Annotated in this window: 14 protein-coding genes; 8 read left to right on the top strand and 6 right to left on the bottom strand. The window is 39.7% G+C overall.

The window, feature by feature from the left end; genetic code table 11:
* The first annotated feature begins 92 nt into the window (after positions 1-92).
* Positions 93-728: an outer membrane beta-barrel protein gene (locus AKG98_RS08880; RefSeq protein ID WP_067044407.1), complete on the top strand. Its 636-nt coding sequence runs from the start codon at positions 93-95 to the stop codon at positions 726-728.
* Between the two features lie 103 nt (positions 729-831).
* Here AKG98_RS08880 and AKG98_RS08875 read toward each other — a convergent pair whose 3' ends face one another.
* Together AKG98_RS08875 and AKG98_RS22220 are read right to left on the bottom strand one after the other, a co-directional pair.
* On the bottom strand, positions 832-2,061 hold the full coding sequence (locus AKG98_RS08875) for a hypothetical protein (protein WP_067044405.1): 1,230 nt from the start codon (positions 2,059-2,061) through the stop codon (positions 832-834).
* Between the two features lie 76 nt (positions 2,062-2,137).
* Entirely contained in the window at positions 2,138-4,876 is a 2,739-nt protein-coding gene (locus tag AKG98_RS22220) for an alpha-xenorhabdolysin family binary toxin subunit A (protein WP_198155463.1), read from the bottom strand.
* A gap of 517 nt (positions 4,877-5,393) precedes the next feature.
* Here AKG98_RS22220 and AKG98_RS08865 point away from each other — a divergent pair.
* The gene (locus tag AKG98_RS08865) at positions 5,394-6,140 is read left to right on the top strand and encodes a DNA-3-methyladenine glycosylase I (RefSeq protein WP_067044403.1); all 747 of its coding nucleotides are present in this window, start codon (positions 5,394-5,396) and stop codon (positions 6,138-6,140) included.
* An 11-nt stretch (positions 6,141-6,151) separates the two neighbouring features.
* The gene (locus tag AKG98_RS08860) at positions 6,152-6,670 is read left to right on the top strand and encodes a DUF1439 domain-containing protein (protein ID WP_228140258.1); all 519 of its coding nucleotides are present in this window, start codon (positions 6,152-6,154) and stop codon (positions 6,668-6,670) included.
* Positions 6,671-6,757: 87 nt separating this feature from the next.
* Here the strand turns inward: AKG98_RS08860 and AKG98_RS08855 are convergent, their stop codons facing one another.
* Positions 6,758-8,674 (bottom strand): methyl-accepting chemotaxis protein, encoded by a 1,917-nt coding sequence (locus AKG98_RS08855; protein WP_067044397.1) that lies wholly within the window; start codon positions 8,672-8,674, stop codon positions 6,758-6,760.
* Positions 8,675-8,949: 275 nt separating this feature from the next.
* Here AKG98_RS08855 and AKG98_RS08850 point away from each other — a divergent pair, with 275 nt between their 5' ends.
* Entirely contained in the window at positions 8,950-9,282 is a 333-nt protein-coding gene (locus tag AKG98_RS08850; protein ID WP_067044394.1) for a PBPRA1643 family SWIM/SEC-C metal-binding motif protein, read from the top strand.
* 470 nt (positions 9,283-9,752) lie between these two features.
* On the opposite strand, the gene btsR is transcribed toward AKG98_RS08850, so the two are convergent.
* The 3 genes from btsR to AKG98_RS08835 form a co-directional block, all read right to left on the bottom strand.
* Positions 9,753-10,466, bottom strand: a complete 714-nt coding sequence (gene btsR, locus AKG98_RS08845; RefSeq protein ID WP_067044391.1) for a two-component system response regulator BtsR — start codon at positions 10,464-10,466, stop codon at positions 9,753-9,755.
* Positions 10,467-10,469: 3 nt separating this feature from the next.
* Positions 10,470-12,161, bottom strand: a complete 1,692-nt coding sequence (locus tag AKG98_RS08840; protein ID WP_067044388.1) for a sensor histidine kinase — start codon at positions 12,159-12,161, stop codon at positions 10,470-10,472.
* 472 nt (positions 12,162-12,633) lie between these two features.
* Positions 12,634-13,089 (bottom strand): GAF domain-containing protein, encoded by a 456-nt coding sequence (locus AKG98_RS08835; protein WP_067044385.1) that lies wholly within the window; start codon positions 13,087-13,089, stop codon positions 12,634-12,636.
* A gap of 232 nt (positions 13,090-13,321) precedes the next feature.
* Between AKG98_RS08835 and AKG98_RS08830 the strand changes: the two genes are divergently transcribed.
* Genes AKG98_RS08830 through AKG98_RS08815 form a run of 4 tightly spaced genes read left to right on the top strand, consistent with a single transcriptional unit; the run spans position 13,322 to position 19,806 of the window.
* A complete protein-coding gene (locus tag AKG98_RS08830; RefSeq protein WP_067044382.1) occupies positions 13,322-14,716 on the top strand; it encodes a TolC family protein in 1,395 nt (464 codons plus the stop codon).
* Positions 14,713-15,945, top strand: coding sequence for an efflux RND transporter periplasmic adaptor subunit (locus AKG98_RS08825; protein ID WP_067044379.1), 1,233 nt, complete (start codon positions 14,713-14,715; stop codon positions 15,943-15,945). Before AKG98_RS08830 ends, AKG98_RS08825 begins: the two co-directional genes overlap by 4 nt.
* The gene (locus AKG98_RS08820; RefSeq protein ID WP_067044376.1) at positions 15,942-19,160 is read left to right on the top strand and encodes an efflux RND transporter permease subunit; all 3,219 of its coding nucleotides are present in this window, start codon (positions 15,942-15,944) and stop codon (positions 19,158-19,160) included. The genes AKG98_RS08825 and AKG98_RS08820 overlap by 4 nt, the downstream gene beginning before the upstream one ends.
* Positions 19,132-19,806: a response regulator transcription factor gene (locus tag AKG98_RS08815; protein WP_067044373.1), complete on the top strand. Its 675-nt coding sequence runs from the start codon at positions 19,132-19,134 to the stop codon at positions 19,804-19,806. Before AKG98_RS08820 ends, AKG98_RS08815 begins: the two co-directional genes overlap by 29 nt.
* Position 19,807 lies beyond the last annotated feature (1 nt).

The raw sequence follows: 19,807 nt of genomic DNA, 5'->3' as shown, positions 1-19,807 counted from the left end.
TAAGTTGCGTGTTTTTTGTAATTTTAACTGGAGTAATTGTTCTGCCTGTCGATAATAAGGTTATACCTTAATGAAGAGATGAGTAGACATTGATGTCGATTAAATCTGTTTTATCTGCGGCGAGCTTAGTTTTTTTAAGCCCATTGGCTGCCGCGGAGTCTTTCTACCATAGTAATATTGAATTGAGCTATGCAGAAGACACATGGACGTTGAATACAGAAAATGAAATGTTGGAAGATGTACATTTTAAAACATTCATTGATAAAAAAAGTGACATATCAGAAGTCAGCGATGCATCGGCTAAATCAACGGATATTGCGGTTGGTTTGTCAAAGACATTTAGGGTTCATGAATATGCGGAGATATATGGTTCAGTTAATCTTGGTATTAGTGCTTTAGTCGCAAGGATTGAAGGGCAAGATAAAGATAAAACCATTGCAATATTAACGTCACCAGTATTGGGTGTAACGTATTCGACGTCACCTGAGTATGAAATCGACTTTAATGTATCATATGACCTTGTGAACCTCGATCATGAAGTGGATGCTATCCAATCCATTTATAACGCGACGAAATTTAAAGTGGGGGTTAAATACCATGTTAACTCGGCCGTCACAATCAGTGCGGGCTACCACTGGACAGCCGCCGAGGAAGACAAATTAAACCTGAGCAATGTTGTATTATCATTCAGGCTTAACCTCGAACCCGTTGTTATGTTTATGATGTAGCTTTATGGTTGCTTGATCGAAAAAGTCTGAGAATAGCCTTAGCAGGCGAGAGCTTACGGTTCCATTGCTATCTCAGCCTTATCTTAATACTTTTGCATTTACGCTAATAGCGCGTTAAAACACCATTCACATTCTTAACATTGAGATATAAGTCATATGTAAGTTCTAAACTGCTATCTCTATATGAACCCTGCGTAGTCATGCATTTTGCATTTAATATAACTCTCACATTTCGGCTGTGCTCAGCGTAGTTACCTCCTGGAAAATAACAATACCCTCTAATAATAGGATAATTATTTTCTAGTTCTAACTCTCCGTTTTTGTAGAGTAGTTCGGTTTTAACTGGATCTTGCATTGTTAAATCTAGATTAAAAGGAGTCCATCTACCCTGCTGATTCTTACATTCCCCAATTAAGTCCACTTGCACAGCCTGGCTACTAGCAAGATAATCACCTAAAGGTACAAATCCACATGGGTAATTATAGCTATACTCTATTTCTGCTTGATCAAAACAACCTTTCATATAGCTATTTATCTCATTCGCTGACTCTAGCTTATGGACAACATCTAACAAACAAATATATAAATCGACAAGATCAGAGTGTGTATTAATACTACTTGATGCTCGTCGTGCACTGTCCATATTTTCTGAGATTGTAAGCCACTGCGCCCACAAGTTTGTTGCTGACTTTTCTGCATTAAGAGAAAAATTCAACATAAAATTAAAATCATCATTTAATTGATTCAACGTAGAACGAACTGATTCCTCCTGTAAATATTGAATGTAATCCATCTTTTTTCGAATAACTAGCCTAGTCTTGTCAATAATATCCTTAAACATAGTCAGCCTACTAGCTGCTGAATCATTTTCAGCTGTAGCGTAACTAATATCATACCAAGCGTTAAAGATTATGTTATGAATATTCGTCAGATCTGGTTCAATGTTTGATAAATAGGATGTTACGGCTGTGGTGCCAACCAGCTTGTTACTATTTTCGAGTAATTCTTCAAGTTCTTTAAGTGCCGATTTTAATAATCCATAATGCTTATTATAAATTTTATTCATTTCAGAGATACAATCTTTAAAACTACCTTCAATAGATGAATTCCAATCTCGGCCATTGTTATTTACATCCATAAAAAGATCATAAAAACTTTCTGGAGATAAAATATCTATCTCGGTACTACTATAACCTAGAAAATAAATTGTTTTTTTTAAATTATCAGGTGCCAGAACAGAATAACGGACATATTTCTTTATATTAATTAAATCAGCGGATGTGAAAATTTGGTCCACAGTTAAGGCTGTATTTTTTTCTAATGTAGGGTGCATAAACTTAACCTTATTAATAAGGCTCCCCTTCATTTTGAAAGGGAGCTATAGTTGTTATTATTAAGTTATAATTTAATTAATAGTGAAGTGCTTTTGGTAATTTTGATGCTTCTTGAATCCATTGACTCACCGTTGTTTTTGAAGGGAGATGGCTCACAAGGTTCTTTTCATTATTTACTTCGGTTAATTTTTTCACTAAATTTTCGGCATTTCGCTGAGCAAGCTCTGGTACAGTATCAACGCCAGAGACTTCCAGTAAATCAGCATAATGTGCATCAATACCAGTGACCCTACCTAAATCAGCACGATTCAGCCAATTTAAAATTGTACTTTCATCAATACCAGATGCATGGGCTATTTGTTTTCTACCTTTAGGTTGTCCTCCGGCTTTAAGCAGCTCAGTCACTGATGTAATATTAACGTTATTCAGTTTTATTACGCCATGTTCGCTCATCCCCTTAATACTAGAAAAATGATGAACAGAATTAGTGATAGGGGTACGTAAACGACTGTTAATTGAATCTACACCGGCTTCCAGCTCACCCATATAGCTAGACATAAGTATGAATAATTCAAGGACACGATTAAAGTGACGATCTTCATTTTCAAGATCATTTACTGATTTGACAAAATTAGTATAACAATCGGCCAGATTGGTCAATTCAACACATAATGGGGAACGGTTCTTATCAATCGCTATTACGATGTTAATTGTAAATAAATTATGCTCATATTTCCTTTTTTTATCTTTTAGTTCTGCTCGTTCAGCATTTAGAACATCACGCTCATCATTTAAAAACTGACTAGCGTCAACCATTAGGTCATAGCTAAACCCTCTCCCAACTTCATCAGCTAGGCTAGATAATATATCGAACTTTACCGCTATCGCTTGCAGTTCCGGTACTGGTATTTCTACAAAGTCAGTTATTTGATCAAGACTTGGGATCGCATCGGCAAAGAAATCAAAAACATTATATTGACGCAATAGCTCTCTTGCTTTGTCTAATTCCTTAATTTTCTTTGTGGTATCCGCAATTTCTGAGTTACGTTTATCAATTGTTTCATTTACAAATGTAATTTTAGATTCAAGTTCTTTTTGCTCATCTGTTAATTCATTTTTAAACTCAAAAAACATAATGTTATTAACTGAATCAGTGTGTCCTTCAGCGTACTTGTTAATATCATTAAGTATCGGATTGAGCTTGTTAATAAATTTCTTTCTGAAGCTGTTAATCGTTACATTAATATTTTCAATCTGTTCTGGATCTGTTTCTGTTTCCAACTCTTTTAACTTACGAAGGATGAGATTATTAAGGTGAGACATACTACTATCGGTTATATTTGTTTTACTTTCAACCGCTAGAATAGACGTTTCAGTATCTGATTTTGCAGTCGTTGCATCATCTGAAATCCTTCTACAAATGTCGAGATACACTAAATAATCACCAGAACTCACAAGCTCGTTATTGTTATCTCTAATTTGCTCGGCGATTTTATTCAATTTTAAAATATCAACTTTAGGCTCAATAGAAAGTGAAGAATCTTGAATTTGTAATAAATTATCTTGCTCTTTTTGAGCAATTTTAATTGTATCTAGCGCCTTGTTAATTTGATCAACAATAATTTGAGCATTCCCTTGAACATCAGCCCAAGGATGGACAACATCATCAAATGCCATCCAGTAATCACATAAATCTGCAGAAGTAACAATAGCTTCACAACCTGTGTGAGATTTTTCCAATAGATTAACAATTATCTTCCAAGATTTAACTAATTGATTAGCACCTTTTTCAGCTTGTAATATGGTAGCTGTAACACCTTCAAGTTGACCATCAATTGCAGTCACTGCGTTAAGCATGCGACTTAAACTTTCTATGTCTTTATCTTTTTTATCTAATTCGGCTTTTTTATTGTTCATTTGTTTACGGAGAACTTCTGCTTTAGCACCAAATATGCCACCCGTAATAGCAATACCAATCACACCACCAACAATACCGCTGAATGCGAGTCCTACGTTATAATCATAATCTGCTTTTAATGTTTGAATTCTTGCTTTTATTTCTCTACGTTCTACTTTTAAGTCCTCTAATTCCTGATCTAAATCAAGTTGATCACAGGTAGATTCTTTATGTTTTACATCATCATAATTGCTTTCTATGCCATCTTGAAAACTTAAGATCTTATCTAGTAATTTGATACTTCTATCGTAATATGTTGTAGCTTCTTTGGTCAGCGTTTGGATTAGTTTAGCTGACATGGCGAGATGGGCTGCATCTTCTCCGACAGCATCGGCATCACCATTAAAGTTTTTCATAAATTCTGCAACAAAATCTTCATCAAGTAGTTGCTCAGAGGAGATCGCATCTATATCTAAATCCCCCGTATAATATTTTTCAACCATGACAGATAAGAAGCCAAGTATCTTATCACCCTTATAATTCATCGTGTCAGCAAAACTATCAAGATCTGCAGCTGTTGATAATAGATCCGCTTTAATCGGATTCCACAATTGACCATTATCACGAATTGCAATATATGAGGCGAGCAATTCAACATTCGTTAACCCAGCGATATCACATTCATAGTCACCTAAAAATTGCTTAACTTGAGCAAGGTTTATCGGTAATGATGCACCACTGTTCGCATAAGTTTGAATTGAAATTATCGCTTCTGTTGATAATACTAACGAAGTATCAGAAGAAGTATGTTCTACTTTACCTGTGGCCAATTTTAGTAATTCATGTATAGCTTGAGTTGGACGAATTTCATAATCAGAATTATCAACATAAGCTGCAGTTTGTGTATTCAATGACATAATGTTTCCTTTAAATAAATAATAATTGAGCATTGTGGGTGCTGATTTGATTGTGTAATCAACACCTTACGCCAGGTAAATATATCATTTCAATTAGCTGTAATATAACCCTATACAATACGGAATTAAGTCATTATGTCTATTTGATCACCTTTAATTAGATAAATACCTCTAATTGTATATTGACGATCACAATCTTTCGTGTTTTAGGTGTTGTAACTTTGACTCAGCTCAAATTCAAAATATGATGTACTCTGTCGCTGCCCTAGCCAAGTTTATCCAAAATTCATTGAGCGATTCTTTGGCCGCATGGTGACCGCATAGTAGCTGCTTGTGCCGCCAGCTTAGAATATAATGGCTTGTGGACGGTTACGATCACAGTGCTAGGGGCGAGCGCTTTACTGATTGTTTTATTTAAAGTTAAGCAGTAAATGAAAGTAATTTATTTTTAGCGTTGCTGGCCAGATCAAAATTGCGATAAACTACAGGGATATATTGATACAGGTTATAAACACTCATGGAATCATTCGACAAAATATATCTCCGAGCTACTGAACGTAAGGGTGGGGAACAGGCGTTAGCGTATTTATTATCGCAACCATTGACAAACGATGAGCTTGTTACTGTGCCTAACAGAGATGTACTGGCTGAGTTTACCCGTGCCATTTTCAAATCAGGGTTTGTTTGGCGGATTATTGAAATTAAGTGGGCCGGATTTGAAGAGGTGTTCTGGGGCTTCGATATCGATAAGCTGATCTTAATGCCTGATGATATGTTAGAGCGTAAAGCGGCTGATACTAAAATCATTCGTAACTATACCAAGGTAAAAACAGTACGTGATAACGCGCTGTGGCTCAAAGATATTTGTGACGAATATGGCTCTATTGCGAAATGGTTAGCACAATGGCCAGCCGATGATATTGTGGGTTTGTGGCAATATATGAAAAAACACGGTAGTCGTTTAGGTGGTAATACCGGCCCGTATGCATTGCGTCGATTAGGTAAAGATACGTTTATTTTGAGCAGCGATGTTGAAGCTTATTTTCGTGGGCATCAACTCATCGATGGTGGGCTCATGACCAAACGTAGTTTAGCCACGATCCAAAATACCTTTAACCAATGGCGACTGGAATCGGGTTACAGTCTTCAAGAACTTAGCCAAATTGTCGCTTATTCAGTCGGCGATAATCGGGTTGGTTTTAGTGGCGAAGTGCAGAATAATACCAAAGTAGATAATAGTACCGAACTAGAGAGCGTTAAATAATGAAAATGTGTATGAATAAGTTAATTATTACCGTGTTATTAATGTGCACATTTGCATTACCCGTACAGGCGTTGACGGTTAAATTTAGTGAGGCTGTGCTGCAAGGGAAAGTCTCGGCTGTCATGCCATTAGTGAAGGAAACTTCATTTTTGACGGTAGAGGTAACTGAACCTGTGTTAAAGTTGGCGCAAGACAAAAATGAAATTGAGTTGCAATTAAACATTAAATTATTAATGGCAGGATTAGAGTACCGTGGTCATACGCGACTAACGGGGTCTCTGAGTTATAATTCAGAAAAATCTGCGTTCTACGTAACAAATATGAAGGTACGTGAAGTTAAGGTTGAAGGCATGCCGGACTTGTTTACACCACAAGTGATCCAAATGGCAGAGCAAGTGGTAAATCCAGTACTTAATCAAATGCCAATATATAAACTTAAAGATGACTTAACCCAAACCATGATTAAAGCTGTTCTAGAGTCAATTGAAGTGCGTAACAAGGAATTAATCGCGACACTTAACGTTATTTAATGGCCAAATTTATAATAGATAATGAATAAAATACCGCATAACGCTATGTTAGCGGTATTTTTAATAGAGTTAAATTAGGCTAATTTTCTATAGCTTAAATACACCGACCATATCACCAAGGCGCATCGAAAGATCACGTAATGCATGACTCGATTTCGCTAAGCCTTCTGCTGTGTCTGCAGTGCATTGGGTGATGTCATTAATCTCAACAATGTTTTGGTTGATTTCATTGACTACCGTTGATTGTTCTTCTGTTGCCGTTGCTACTTGGGTGTTCATGTCCGAAATGTGGCCAATACGCTCACCAATAGACACTAATGCTGTCGAGGTATCAGTTGTCGCGATTGTGCCCTGTGTGGTTAACTCACGGCTTTTTAGCATAGCAGCTACTGCGCTGCTGGCCTCATTTTGTAAGTTATCAATCATTATTTGAATTTCGTTGGTGGATTGATCGGTACGGCTGGCTAAATTACGTACTTCGTCTGCAACCACGGCAAAACCACGCCCTTGTTCACCCGCACGTGCCGCTTCGATCGCTGCGTTAAGGGCCAGTAGATTAGTCTGCGCTGAAATGCTGCTTATCACCTCTAAAATGCCACCAATCGCCTGGGTATTATTGGCTAATGAGTCGATAACTCGGCTGACTTCGTCCACATCACCTGCAAGCTGGTTAATCACATCACTAGCTTGGGTTACCACGTGTTGACCATCTCGGGTTTCAGCTTCTGCATTCTGGGCTTCAATGGCTGCCGCTGATGCGTTATTGGCGATTTCGTTAACTGTCGCGCCCATTTCATTAATTGCAGTCACGACCAGAAAGGTGCGGTCTCGTTGTTCATGGCTATTATCTAAAGTGATCTGCGCTTGGCTTGCCACTTCTGCAGCAGCCTCCTGGAGCGCTTCACCAGTGCGTGAGACTTCTTTCATTGAATCGTGGATCTTAGTAATAAAACTATTAAAGCCCAATGACAATTGTGCAATTTCATCGTGTCCTTGAATCTCAATACGTTGACGCAGGTCGCCGTCACCATTACCAAGTTCAGAAAACACACCTGCGATACGTTGAATTGGACGTGTAATATTGTTACCTAACCAGATGGCGATGAAAGTAAAAGCAAGGGCAATCACAAACGTCCATAACATGATCTTGTTATTGGCTTGCGCTAAGCTGGCGAATGCTTCCTCGGTGGGTAACTCGGCAATTACATACCAATCCATTGATGGGATATAACTACTGGCAATCATAGTGTCATGTCCATCTACCGTCGCTTCACTCATATTAAACGCGTTTGTTTGTAGCAAAGTACTTGCGACTTCTCGGTTATAGATGCGATTTAAATCTGCATTACCAATTTGGCTATTGTCCTTGTGTAGACGTACCATACCCTTGGCATCAACAAGGTAAACAAAACCGCTTTGCTCAAGTTTGAACTGGTTAATAAAGTTAACCATGTCGTCGAGTGATTTTGATAATCCTGCCATGGCAATGCCATTTAGCTGTTGGTAATTAATAAAGAGTTTAGTTTCGCCGCTACGTTCTTTAAAGATACTAACGGACTGCGCCTTATTACTGGTGGTAAAATCATAGAACCAGTTATCTTGTTGGCGGTTTAATTGGCGTAAGAAGCCATTTTGGTTCCAGTACTGACCATCCATACGGTTTGCGATGGATGCGTCGATGAGTTGATACTGGTTTTTAATATCATTCAGTGTTTGTATTAATTGTACTTCTTGATTTGGTGCCTTTGTATCTTGTAGGCGTTCAAGGACAAAACGGTTTGTAGCTAGCTGCTGAGCCGCTTGTTGTAATGTTGAAATTTCTTTATCTACTTCATTACGGATCTGCATTAATTTAGCGGGCAGTTCAGAAGTGGTTAAGCGTGTTTCAATGACTTCTTTGGCTAGGTTTTGACTCACGAACCCGACGAGTAAGGTCGCGGTAATAACGGCACTAATCATAGTAATGATCAGTTTTTGCTTGATACTAAATTGACTGAAATTCATTCGGGTATTGTCCTGGCCTATCGATAAGGGAATTCAAATGTAAAATGTTGCTGGATTTAAGTAATAATCCGCACTTTAATTTGAATTATTATAATTATTGTTTAACATTATGCGTTAATTAACTTGGTTAACGGCATTAATAACGAAACCTTTAGCGATATAGACTATGTTTATACGCGGTTTTAATTAATTAAGTGGCTTATTGTTTAAAACATGGCATTTTTATAGTATAAGAGCCCACTGAATTAAGAATATCTAAAAATTAGGAACTGTAGATGTCTAAAATGTTTTTCAAAGGTCGTATTGACGCGAGATTAAACCACGTTAAATCTGGCTATAGCACTAAACGTGATATTAAGCTTGGGACTGACGAGTCACCTTTAAATTTGACCGTGCAAACAGCAGAGCGTAAAACTGAAATTGAAGTGATTTTAGCTGACACTAAATTAGTTGCAAACATTGAAGTAAATGCAGAAAAAGAAGAAAACACCCGTGATTTAGACGGTGTGTTAAACAAGCCAAAAACAACTGTATTCGAAAAAACGCCTAACCGTAATGATCCTTGCTCATGTGGCAGTGGTAAAAAATACAAAAAATGTTGTGCTTAATTGATAGTGTGAGTCACTTAATTAAATAACGTTTGTCTTATTGTACATTAAGCTCTTAGTCATATGACTAAGGGCTTTTTTTATGTCTGCCACTTAATATTCAATGTAACCATTAGTTTCAATAATTGACCAATTTTACCGGTAACATCGACCACTTAAGTCGCCATACAACCACTGACATAATCAAGACTATTAATATCGCCCTATCTTACTAAAATTACGCCCATATAAATAAGGAGATCTATATGAGTTTGTTGTATTTTTTTTGGTGGCTTGCGTCCATCAACTAAACTCGTACAGCAGTGTTGCTGACAAGGATGCAAAGGAGATTGGATATAGAATCAGCCTGGCAGGGGTGAAAGAAGTGCTTCTACACATTAAGTAATGTTCTTTATATTCAGTCTTTAGCATAAAATAGCCTTACTCACTTTGGTGGTAAGGCTATTTTTTTGCAGTTGAATTCCGGATGTTTATATAATACCAAAGCTTTGTTTTAATAGTTTTAGGTAACGGCGGCTTACAGGTAACGTTTTACCACTTGTCGTCACGATTTCAGCCAAACTATTATCCAATAGTTGGATCTCTTTAATTGCTTTTAGATTAACAAGGTACTGACGATGACAACGAATCAAGGGGGTCTTTTCTTCTAGTACCTTCAATGTTAATTGGCTCGTTGTTTCTTGTTGGCCGGTATTAATGTACACACCAGATAATCCGCTGTATGCAAATTCAATGTCTTCAGTGGCTATAATGAGAATACGGTTGTGACCAGTGCAAGGCACTTGCGCCAACTGTTTATGCTCTATCGGAGTGTAGTTCTGCGGTGTTGTTGACTTGACTAACCTGTCTACCGTTTTTTGTAAGCGCGCGGGATCGATAGGCTTAAGCAGATAATCAAAAGCGTTCTCTTCAAAAGCCTGCAAAGCATATTGATCATAGGCTGTTGAAAACACAACTTTAGGCATATTGTCAGGATGAAGCATCGAGAGCATTTTAATGCCCGTAATCTGTGGCATTTGAATATCTAAAAATATAATGTCGGGCTTTAATTTGTTAATGAGTTGCAAGCCTTCGATTGCATTTTCTGCTTGTTGAATTACTCGAATCTGTTTGGTCTCATGTAATAATTCGATTAACTCTTCACGAGCATACTGTTCGTCGTCAATGACGATAGCATTAAGCATGAGTTAGTGTTCCTTATTATTAATTGTTATCGTGCTTATCGGTAGCAAAAATGATATCTGAGTTAGCTTATTTGCTATGCTTGAAATTTGTAAACTTGAACTTTCATTAAAATGATTAATCAGTCTTTTATCTACTATTTTCAGTCCTAAACCTTTTGAATCTTCTTTTTTTGTGACAAATGTACCCGCATTGTCGGTGACAAAAATAAGCGTCCCTGTCGCTGTTTTTTTACTGTATATCTCTAATTTACCCGCTCCTAACATAGTTGAAATACCGTGCTTTATGGCATTTTCGATGAGGGGTTGTAGGGTAAAACTTGGTAGTCTTATATCCATTAAATCGGGGTCTATATCAATATTGACCGTTAATCTATCCGTTAATCGGGCTTGTTCAATGGTCAGATAAGCGTTTACGTGAGACAGCTCTTCACGCAGGGTTACTGATTCAATGTTCTGTTTAAGGTTACTACGGAAAAATTGTGACAGGTGCTGGATCAAAGCCCTGGCTTTATCTGGATCACGACGTGTCACAGCACTAATTGTTGTTAGCGCATTAAATAAGAAGTGTGGGTTAACTTGAGCATGTAATAATTTAAGTTCAGCTTGTGTTAATAATGTTTGCTGCTGTTGATAGCGACCAAGTAATATCTGACTCGACAGTAATTGTGCGATCCCTTTTGCCATCGATATATTGATATTAGACAGTAGCTTTCGGTGTAGTTCGTATAATTTAATTGTGCCTACGACCTCATTGTCACCATTACGTAACGGCAAGATTAATGCTGAGCCTAATCGGCATTTGTCATCAATAGGGCATTGGTAGATACTTCTGCTGTTTAGGTCTACGATGCGGTTTTCATTAATCGCTTGTTGAGTGTAATCTGAAATGGGCACATTCGCTTTATGATGTCGCTCACCAATACCTACAAATGCTAGAATATTGTGCCTATCTGTAATCGCTATTGCACCGACATTCGTTTCTTCATAAATAATGTTTGCTATGGTTTTCGCACTTTCAGTATCAAGACCTTGATTAAGAATGCCGACACTGCGATCTGCAATTCTTAATGCGCGTTGTGAAAATGCGGTTGAATACTTTTCAAAAATAGATTTTCTATCCTCGATAATACTCATAAATAAGACAGCACCAATCGTGTTTGTCGTGATCATAGGCAGTGCTATTTGACTGACCAGAGCTAGTGCTTGATCGTAAGGTTTGGCGACCACGAGTAAGATTGCCATCTGTGTTAGTTCTGCAATCAAGGTAATGAAAAAAATGACGTGTGGTTTAAATAGGTCGTTAATTTTATTTTTACGTAACAGATATACGTGTAACAAACCACCAATCAAGCCTTCTACGGATGTCGAAATAGCACAAGCGAGATCAGTAAAACCACCCATAAAATAACGATGTATACCGCCTGTCATGCCGACGGCTAATCCAACAATAGGGCCACCAAATAACCCCCCCATTACAGCGCCGATTGCTCGGGTATTCGCTATTGCATCTTGGTATTGCAAACCAAAATAACTGCCCATGATGCAAAACATCGAAAATAATAAATAACAGCTAAGCTTATGCTCCCAGCGTGAGGATATATTTAATAGGGGCATGAAAATGGGTGTTTTGCTGAGTAGGTAAGCGAACACGAGGTAAACACACATTTGTTGTAATAGAGAGGGGATTAAATCCATAATGTCATCTCAACTTTATTGCTTAATAACAAACAGTAACGATAATTATTTTCATCTTAAGTGTTGAATGCGCTGTTCATTTATGAATTAGGCAGCATACTACACACTTACTAAAAAAACCTATTGAATTTAATCATTTAGCGTTGTTTAAGTTGTTTTTTGACCGAAAAATAGCAGTTAGCTTAAATCAGGAACAGTTTGCTTATGCCTTTTTACATAATAAGGAGTATAAAGTTAGTTATATCAATAATATATCTATGGTCTTTAGCAGGATTAACGCAACGGCTTTGAAGAACCATAAGTACTGTTGTGTATCTGGATTTAGATAATGGTAAACGAATTAATGAAACGTTTGGTCATTGAAAAGGTGATGAAATGCAGACGAACAGCTATATATCAGTAAGTAACAACGCAAAATTAGCGTTAATAAGAACGTTAGCAACATAATATACGCTGCTAACGTTGAGCTTTATTAGAATGCTAATTCGATATCTGCTTTCAATTGCACTAACTCACTGCATACCGATGGTGAACCTTCGTTAAAATCAAATGTTTTATCGTTTAGGGCACAAATTGTACCAACGACAACCCCTTGAGCCATCAGTGGGAAGCCAAGATAAACACCAAGATTAAATTTCACGAAATCTTCGTTGCCTTTCCATTCATCATCAATACTTGCATCTGGGATAAATACCGGTTGTGCAGTATCGACAACTCGTTCGCAATACAGTTCGTGGCAGCCTGGCTGTCGACTTTTCGGACCACAGTCTCCCACGTTATAAATTGGCTGTTCATTGGCAACAACAACTTCCATTGTGTCGGGTCTCGACTCCATGATCAGGATTGAATGTAAGCCTGAATTATTGGCAAGCGTATTTAGGCGCTCTTGCCACTCAGAGAATGATTGTTTGATGTTAACAAATGGCATATTTAATTCCTTATATCCTTATTGGGAGTTACTTTTGATTATACGTCTTAAGTCTACATTTTCAGTTGATCAGATCTCATTTTTACAATGTTTACGGTAAATTACTGTCAGCAAGCGGGTATGTTATAAACATTTTTAACTGTGTTTATTTATTGTTTTTATTTACCCATCTTAACCCTACCTTAACCTGCTATTTTTTATACTTGCCTCAGTAGAATTGAGGAGATAAACAATGGCTTATTCTGGTCCATTACGATATTCAGTGTTAGCACTACGTTATTCAATGTTAGCACTTACTTTAGCTGCCGTGACAGGCTGCAGTAACACCGCGATTAATTATGAGCAAAGTGCTGATACAACGCGGAAAGAAAAAACACATTGGCAATATCAACAACAAGATGCAGTTGATATAACACAGTTAACTGAGCTTATTTCTATACCTGAACTGACTAGTTTAGTCGAACAAGCCATATTACAAAACCCAAGTTTGCAACAAACCGCAATTTCTTTGCAAATTGCTTATGCACAACGCGGTGTTGCGGCAAGTGATCAAATTCCGCAAATTAATGGCGGATTTAACGCTGAGCGTGACGAGAATGATACGAGTTATAAAACAGATATTAGCGTGAGCTGGGAACTTGATATCTGGCAGAAGCTCAGTGATGAAGTAGCCGCTGCAGACATGGACATTAAAAGCTCAGAGGCGACTTATCAAGGTGCTCAAGATGCCTTAGCAGCAAACATCATGCGCAACTGGCTACAAATCAATTTACAGCAGCAATTAATCACCATTGAGACTTCACGCTTAGCGGTATTAGAGAACAATGAAAACTTTATATTAAGTCGCTATCGCAGTGGCCTAGGTGCACTTGAAGAGTTAGATAATGCACGTACCAGCAGTGCGCAGACTCGTGCAACGTTAGCTGAGCAACAAGAAACATTAGCGAAAAATCAACGTAACCTCGGACTACTGTTAGGACACACAACTGCGATTGAGGTGGGGAGTGATTTCCCTAACGTATTGCAAGCTTTAGCGGGGTTACCGGAACAAAATTTAGGTCGTCGCCCTGATTTACAAGCCGCTTATGCTGACATTAGTGCCGCGCAATATCGGACTGACGTTGCTTATAAAGCCTTATTACCGTCAATCAGTTTATCCGCGTCGTTAACCGATATCGCCAATTCACCCAGTGAATCGTTATTAACAAGTCCGGCATGGAGCTTATTAGGTCAATTGACAGCACCTATTTTCCAAGGGGGGAAGTTACGTAGCCAAATCGAAATAGCAGAATTGACGACCGAGCAAACGTATTGGGCTTATCAAGAAACGCTATTAACAGCAGTGAACGAGGTCGAAAATGCCCTCGGCCAAGAGTTGTCGCTAAAACGTCAGCAGCAACACCTTAATGATGCGCTAACGAGTGCGAAGCGCAGCGAGGCTAACTATCAAACTAAATACCGCCAAGGGCTGGTGGATATATTAGATCTGCTTAGCGTACAGCAACAAACTTTTGATCTGCAATCGCAATTGACACAAGCAACCTATAACCGACTGGTTAATCGTATTGATTTAGGACTGGCTTTAGGGCTTGGCATCACAACAGACAATGCTGGAGAAGCATCATGAAAAAGAATGTTATTACTATCGCGATCACATTAGCGGCCGCAGCCAGTATTTTTGCCGTAATGAGTTACAACGGTGCAAAAATGGATGCTGCGAATAGTTCTGTTCATACGCCTGTTGTTAAAGCTGTTGTGCAATTACCCGAAGTCACGGTGATGGCGGTGACGAAAGGCAGTTACCAAGCTGAAGTGATTGGTTATGGTGAGGCAAAATCGCGTTATCAATTAACCCTCACCAGTGAAGTCAGTGGTCAGGTCGAATCCCTCGGACAGAATTTTTCGACCGGCAAGCTATTCAAGCAAGGCGAAGTGGTTATTAAAATTAATGATATTGATTATCAGCAAGCCTTTAGCAGTGCGCAAGTGGCAGTCGCCGACGCTAAATTAGCCTTGTTAGAAGAGCAGCGTCAAGGCCAGCAAGCACGTCTGGAATGGCATAACTCCGGTATCAGTGGCGATCCTGATTCCCCGTTGGTATTACGCGAACCACAGCTGATTGCCGCTCAAGCCACGTTTAAAAATGCCCAAAGCCAGTTAACTAAAGCGCAACGTGATTTAGATAAAACAGCCATTACAGCGCCATTTTCAGCGTTAGTGGTGAGTCGAGATGTGCAATTAGGCAGTTATCTGCAAGTGGGTAATAGCATTGCGACCTTATACAGCACAGATCGCATGGAGATTGAGATCCCATTATCGGCGCATCAATGGTCAAGTTTACCGAACATCAGTGGTGCAGTAGAGGGTCAATGGCCGGTTACTTTAACGAACACAACGGGAGATAGCCAGTGGCAAGGTTACGTTGAACGTGTCGAACAGCATCTTGATAATAACAGTCGTCAACGTGCCTTGGTCGTTGTCGTTGAACAGCCGCTAACACAGCAAACACCGCTATTTCCGGGTACGTTTGTGACGGCTATAGTGCAAGGCAAAGCGCTGAATGATCTATGGCAATTACCCGCATCGGCAATATCACAAAATGGCGAAGTTTGGTATATCGGTGCAGATGGTCACTTGGCTACGTTCACTGCCCAGCAGCAGTTTGCTCAAGGTGAATTAAGTTACATTAAACCAATGGCGGGGATGGACAGTGCCAACATTATCATTCGTCCATTAAACAGCTATGTGCAAGGCATGCAGGTGATCGCGAAGTTAACCAATCAAAGTGATGTGCAACTTGCAGATGCCTCTGTCGTCACATATGTGACGATAAATAACGTGAGTGTGAAATTATGAGTGAACAACATCGTGATTTAACAACTCGCCCGTCACAATCTCACGAGTTATCTACTATGAACCCATTACAAGGGGTTATTAACTGGTTTGCCACCAATTCCGTAGCGGCCAACTTACTGTTAATTAGTATCATCCTTCTTGGGGTAATGGCATTAGGAAACTTACGTAAAGAAGCGTTTCCGAGTATTGAACCAGATACCATTCGTGTATCGGTTAACTACGACAGTGGCGATGCCAAGCAAGCGGAAGAGGGCATCGCGATAAAGATTGAAGACGCCCTCGAAACGGTGGCTGGTATTAAGCGCATTACCTCAACATCGAATGCCAATGGCAGCTCAGTCAGCATCGAAAAGACCAGTGGTTATTCACTCGATACCTTACTGACAGATGTAAAAACCAATGTTGATGCGATCAATAACTTCCCCAGTGATGCCGAGAAACCGGTGATTGATAAAGCCCGTCGTCAGGATCATGCCTTATGGGTGCAGTTATACGGCAATGCTGACCGCGCAACACTACAAACGTTAGCTGAAAAGTTAAAATCAGATCTGTTAGCGAAATCAGGTATTCGCGACCTTGAGATTAAAGCCAACGTTGAGCCGATGATCTCTGTCGAAGTCGATGAAGCCAAGCTACAAGCGTACGGGTTAACCATTGCTGATATTTCTGCGGTGATCAATGCCGAATCGGCCACACCATTAACGACAAGTTTACGTAATAGTGAAAAAGTGATGCGTCTAAAAGCGTCATCACAGGCGTATCAACAAAGTGAATTCGCCCGTATTCCGGTGATTACCAGCAGCAACGGTGGTGTTATTACCTTAGCGGATGTAGCGACTGTTACCGACACGTTTGCCGATGATAGCTACACCTTATCTCGTTATGACCAACAAAATGGCATGGCGATTGAGATCGTTATGGATGATTATGGTGACATTACCCAGATTGTAAAACAAGCGCAGGAAGTGGTTGATGAATGGCATGCGCGCGGGTTATTACCTGCCGATGTTGAGCTGGTGACTTGGTACGATCAAAGTGACACCATTACAGATCGTTTGTCATTGTTAACCAAGAACGCCTTAACTGGTATTGCACTGGTATTTATTGTGTTAGCACTGTTCTTGAACTTTCGCGTTGCATTTTGGGTTGCTGCGGGTTTGCCGTTTGTGTTATTCGGCACCTTGTTCTTTATGCAAGATGCCTTTGTTGGCCTTACTATTAATGAGATGACTACCTTTGGTTTTATCATGGCGCTCGGTATTGTTGTTGATGATGCAGTGGTGATCGGCGAAAGTATTTATACCACCCGTAAAGAAGAGGGCGATACTGTCGCCAATACGGTAAAAGGCACAATGAAAGTCGCTATCCCGACGTTGTTTGGCGTATTGACGACGGTGGCTGCGTTTGTTGCTATTGCCAATGTTGACGGTAATCTCGGTAAGATCTATGCGCAGTTTGCGGGCGTGGTAACGATTTGTTTATTACTGTCGATGGTGGAATCTAAATTAATCCTACCGTCACATTTAGCGCACTTAAGCACAGCCCGTCAATCGACAAAGGGCATTAAAGGACTGTGGGTACGTACTCAAAATGCGGCGGATGCTGGTTTACAATGGTTCAATGTACGTATTTACCGTAACGTGATTGAGTGGTCATTAAAATTACGTTATGCCGTTATCTTAGCCTTCATTGCGTTGTTTATTTTAGTGATTGGTTTGCCATTAACGGGCAGTGTACGGGTTACATTTTTCCCTGATATACCGGGTGAAGTGGTGAGTGCTGACATGGTGATGCAAAATGATGCCAGCTTTGGTCAAACCAATACGAATTTACTTTGGATAGAGCAAGCTGCATTGCAGGCGGATAAGAATTTGTTGGCTAAATACGGTGTTGTGGCGACCAGTGAAAATAGCGAGATCATGAGTTTACAGGTCATTGCTGAAGACGACAGTTCGGGTAAATTGACGGTAGAACTGGATGCTGACTCTGTTTATCGGTCAAATGAGTTTACGGCAGAGTGGAAGGCGTTAGTGGGTTCACCTGAAGGGGTTAAAAAGCTTAAGTTTCTTGCGACTATGCACATGGTCGATAACTTTAAAGTCGAGTTAAAATCGTGGGACGATGCAACGGTGAAAGCCGCTGGCATACAGCTTAAAACCGCGCTAGAGTCGATACCAGGTGTTAGCGGTATTGATGATAATCTTAACCCTGGTCAGCCACAGCTACGTTTTGTATTAACAGAGCAAGGTCGTAGTTTGGGCATGGATACCGCCACCTTGTCACAACAAGTACTTCAGGCATTTGGTGGTGATATTGTACAGCGTTTCCAGCGTAATAAAGATGAAGTGAAAGTGCGTGTTCGTTATTCTGAGAATCAGCGTCAAACATTAGCGGATATTATGCAAGCGCGTGTGCGTACGCCAGACGGTACGGTTGTGCCACTGAGTAGTGTGGCGAGTATTAGTAGTGAATATCAAGAAGATGAGATCACCCGGATTGATAGCTTACGTACTGTGTATCTCACCGCATCGGTGGACAAATCGATATTGGCATCGAATGAGTTGGTGACTAATTTACAGCGTGATTTAGTGCCTGAGTTAACGCGTCAATTCCCTGAGTTAAATATACATTTTGCGGGTGAAGCAGAAGAGCAGGGGGAAACGACAAGTTCGATGATCTCGGTATTTGTTGGCGCCCTGTTGGCTATTTACGTATTGCTGGCTATTCCGCTTAAATCGTATGTGCAACCTGTGCTTATTATGTTTGCGATCCCGTTTGGTATTGTTGGGGCGATATTAGGACATTGGCTTAATGATCTGACGATTAGTATTTTATCGTTAAATGGTATTCTGGCGCTCAGTGGCGTGGTGGTGAATGACAGTTTGTTACTGGTCTCGCGTTTTAATGAGTTGATGAAAGAGGCTAAAATGTCACTACACGATACTATAGTAACGGCTTGTAGTGGCCGTTTACGCGCGGTGTTATTGACTTCGGTGACTACGTTTGTTGGTCTTGCGCCATTACTCGGTGAAACATCGACACAATCACAGTTCTTGATCCCAGCTGCGGCATCATTAGGATATGGTATTTTGTTTGCAACCTTGATCACCTTGGTATTGATACCTGCGTTATTGTTCATTCAATATGAAATTCAACAGTTTTTCGCTAAAATGATGGAGAAAAAAAATGTTAAACCTGCTGTTAGTGGAAGATGATTTAGATTTAGCGACCGCTGTGGTTGATTATTTAGAGCTGGAAGACATTCAGTGCGACCATGCGGCAAACGGGCTAGCAGGTTTAAACATGATCACCAATAATGATTACCAAGCGATTATTCTGGATTTAAACCTGCCTAAAATGGACGGATTAACAGTTTGTAAGAATATGCGCGAGCAGGGTATTGATACCCCAGTACTGATGCTGACCGCTCGCGATAGTTTGGATGATAAGCTGGTGGGCTTTGATTCTGGCGCCGATGATTATTTAGTGAAACCATTTGCGATGGCGGAGCTGATTGTGCGTATGCAGGTATTAGCACGCCGTCGCAGTGGTCAAGTTAAACGCTTAAACTTGGCTGATTTAGAGCTAGACCTACAACAAAAACAGGCAACCCGAGCTGGGCAGTTATTAAAACTATCACCCATCGCGTGGAAAATACTCGAAGTATTAATGCGTGCAACACCCAATCCCGTCTCACGAGAAAAGTTGATGCAGGCTGTCTGGGGTGACGACCAACCGGATAGTAATAGTTTAAAGGTGCATATTTATAATTTACGTAAACAATTGGATGCAGGTGATGTGCCGCCATTATTGCATACCATATCCGGTGTCGGCTTTGCGCTACGAATTTCCTCTAAATAGG

Origin of the sequence: Moritella sp. JT01 (genome assembly GCF_001574435.1) — a bacterium.
Lineage (GTDB): Bacteria > Pseudomonadota > Gammaproteobacteria > Enterobacterales > Moritellaceae > Moritella.
This window is presented reverse-complemented; position numbering and strand designations above follow the sequence as displayed.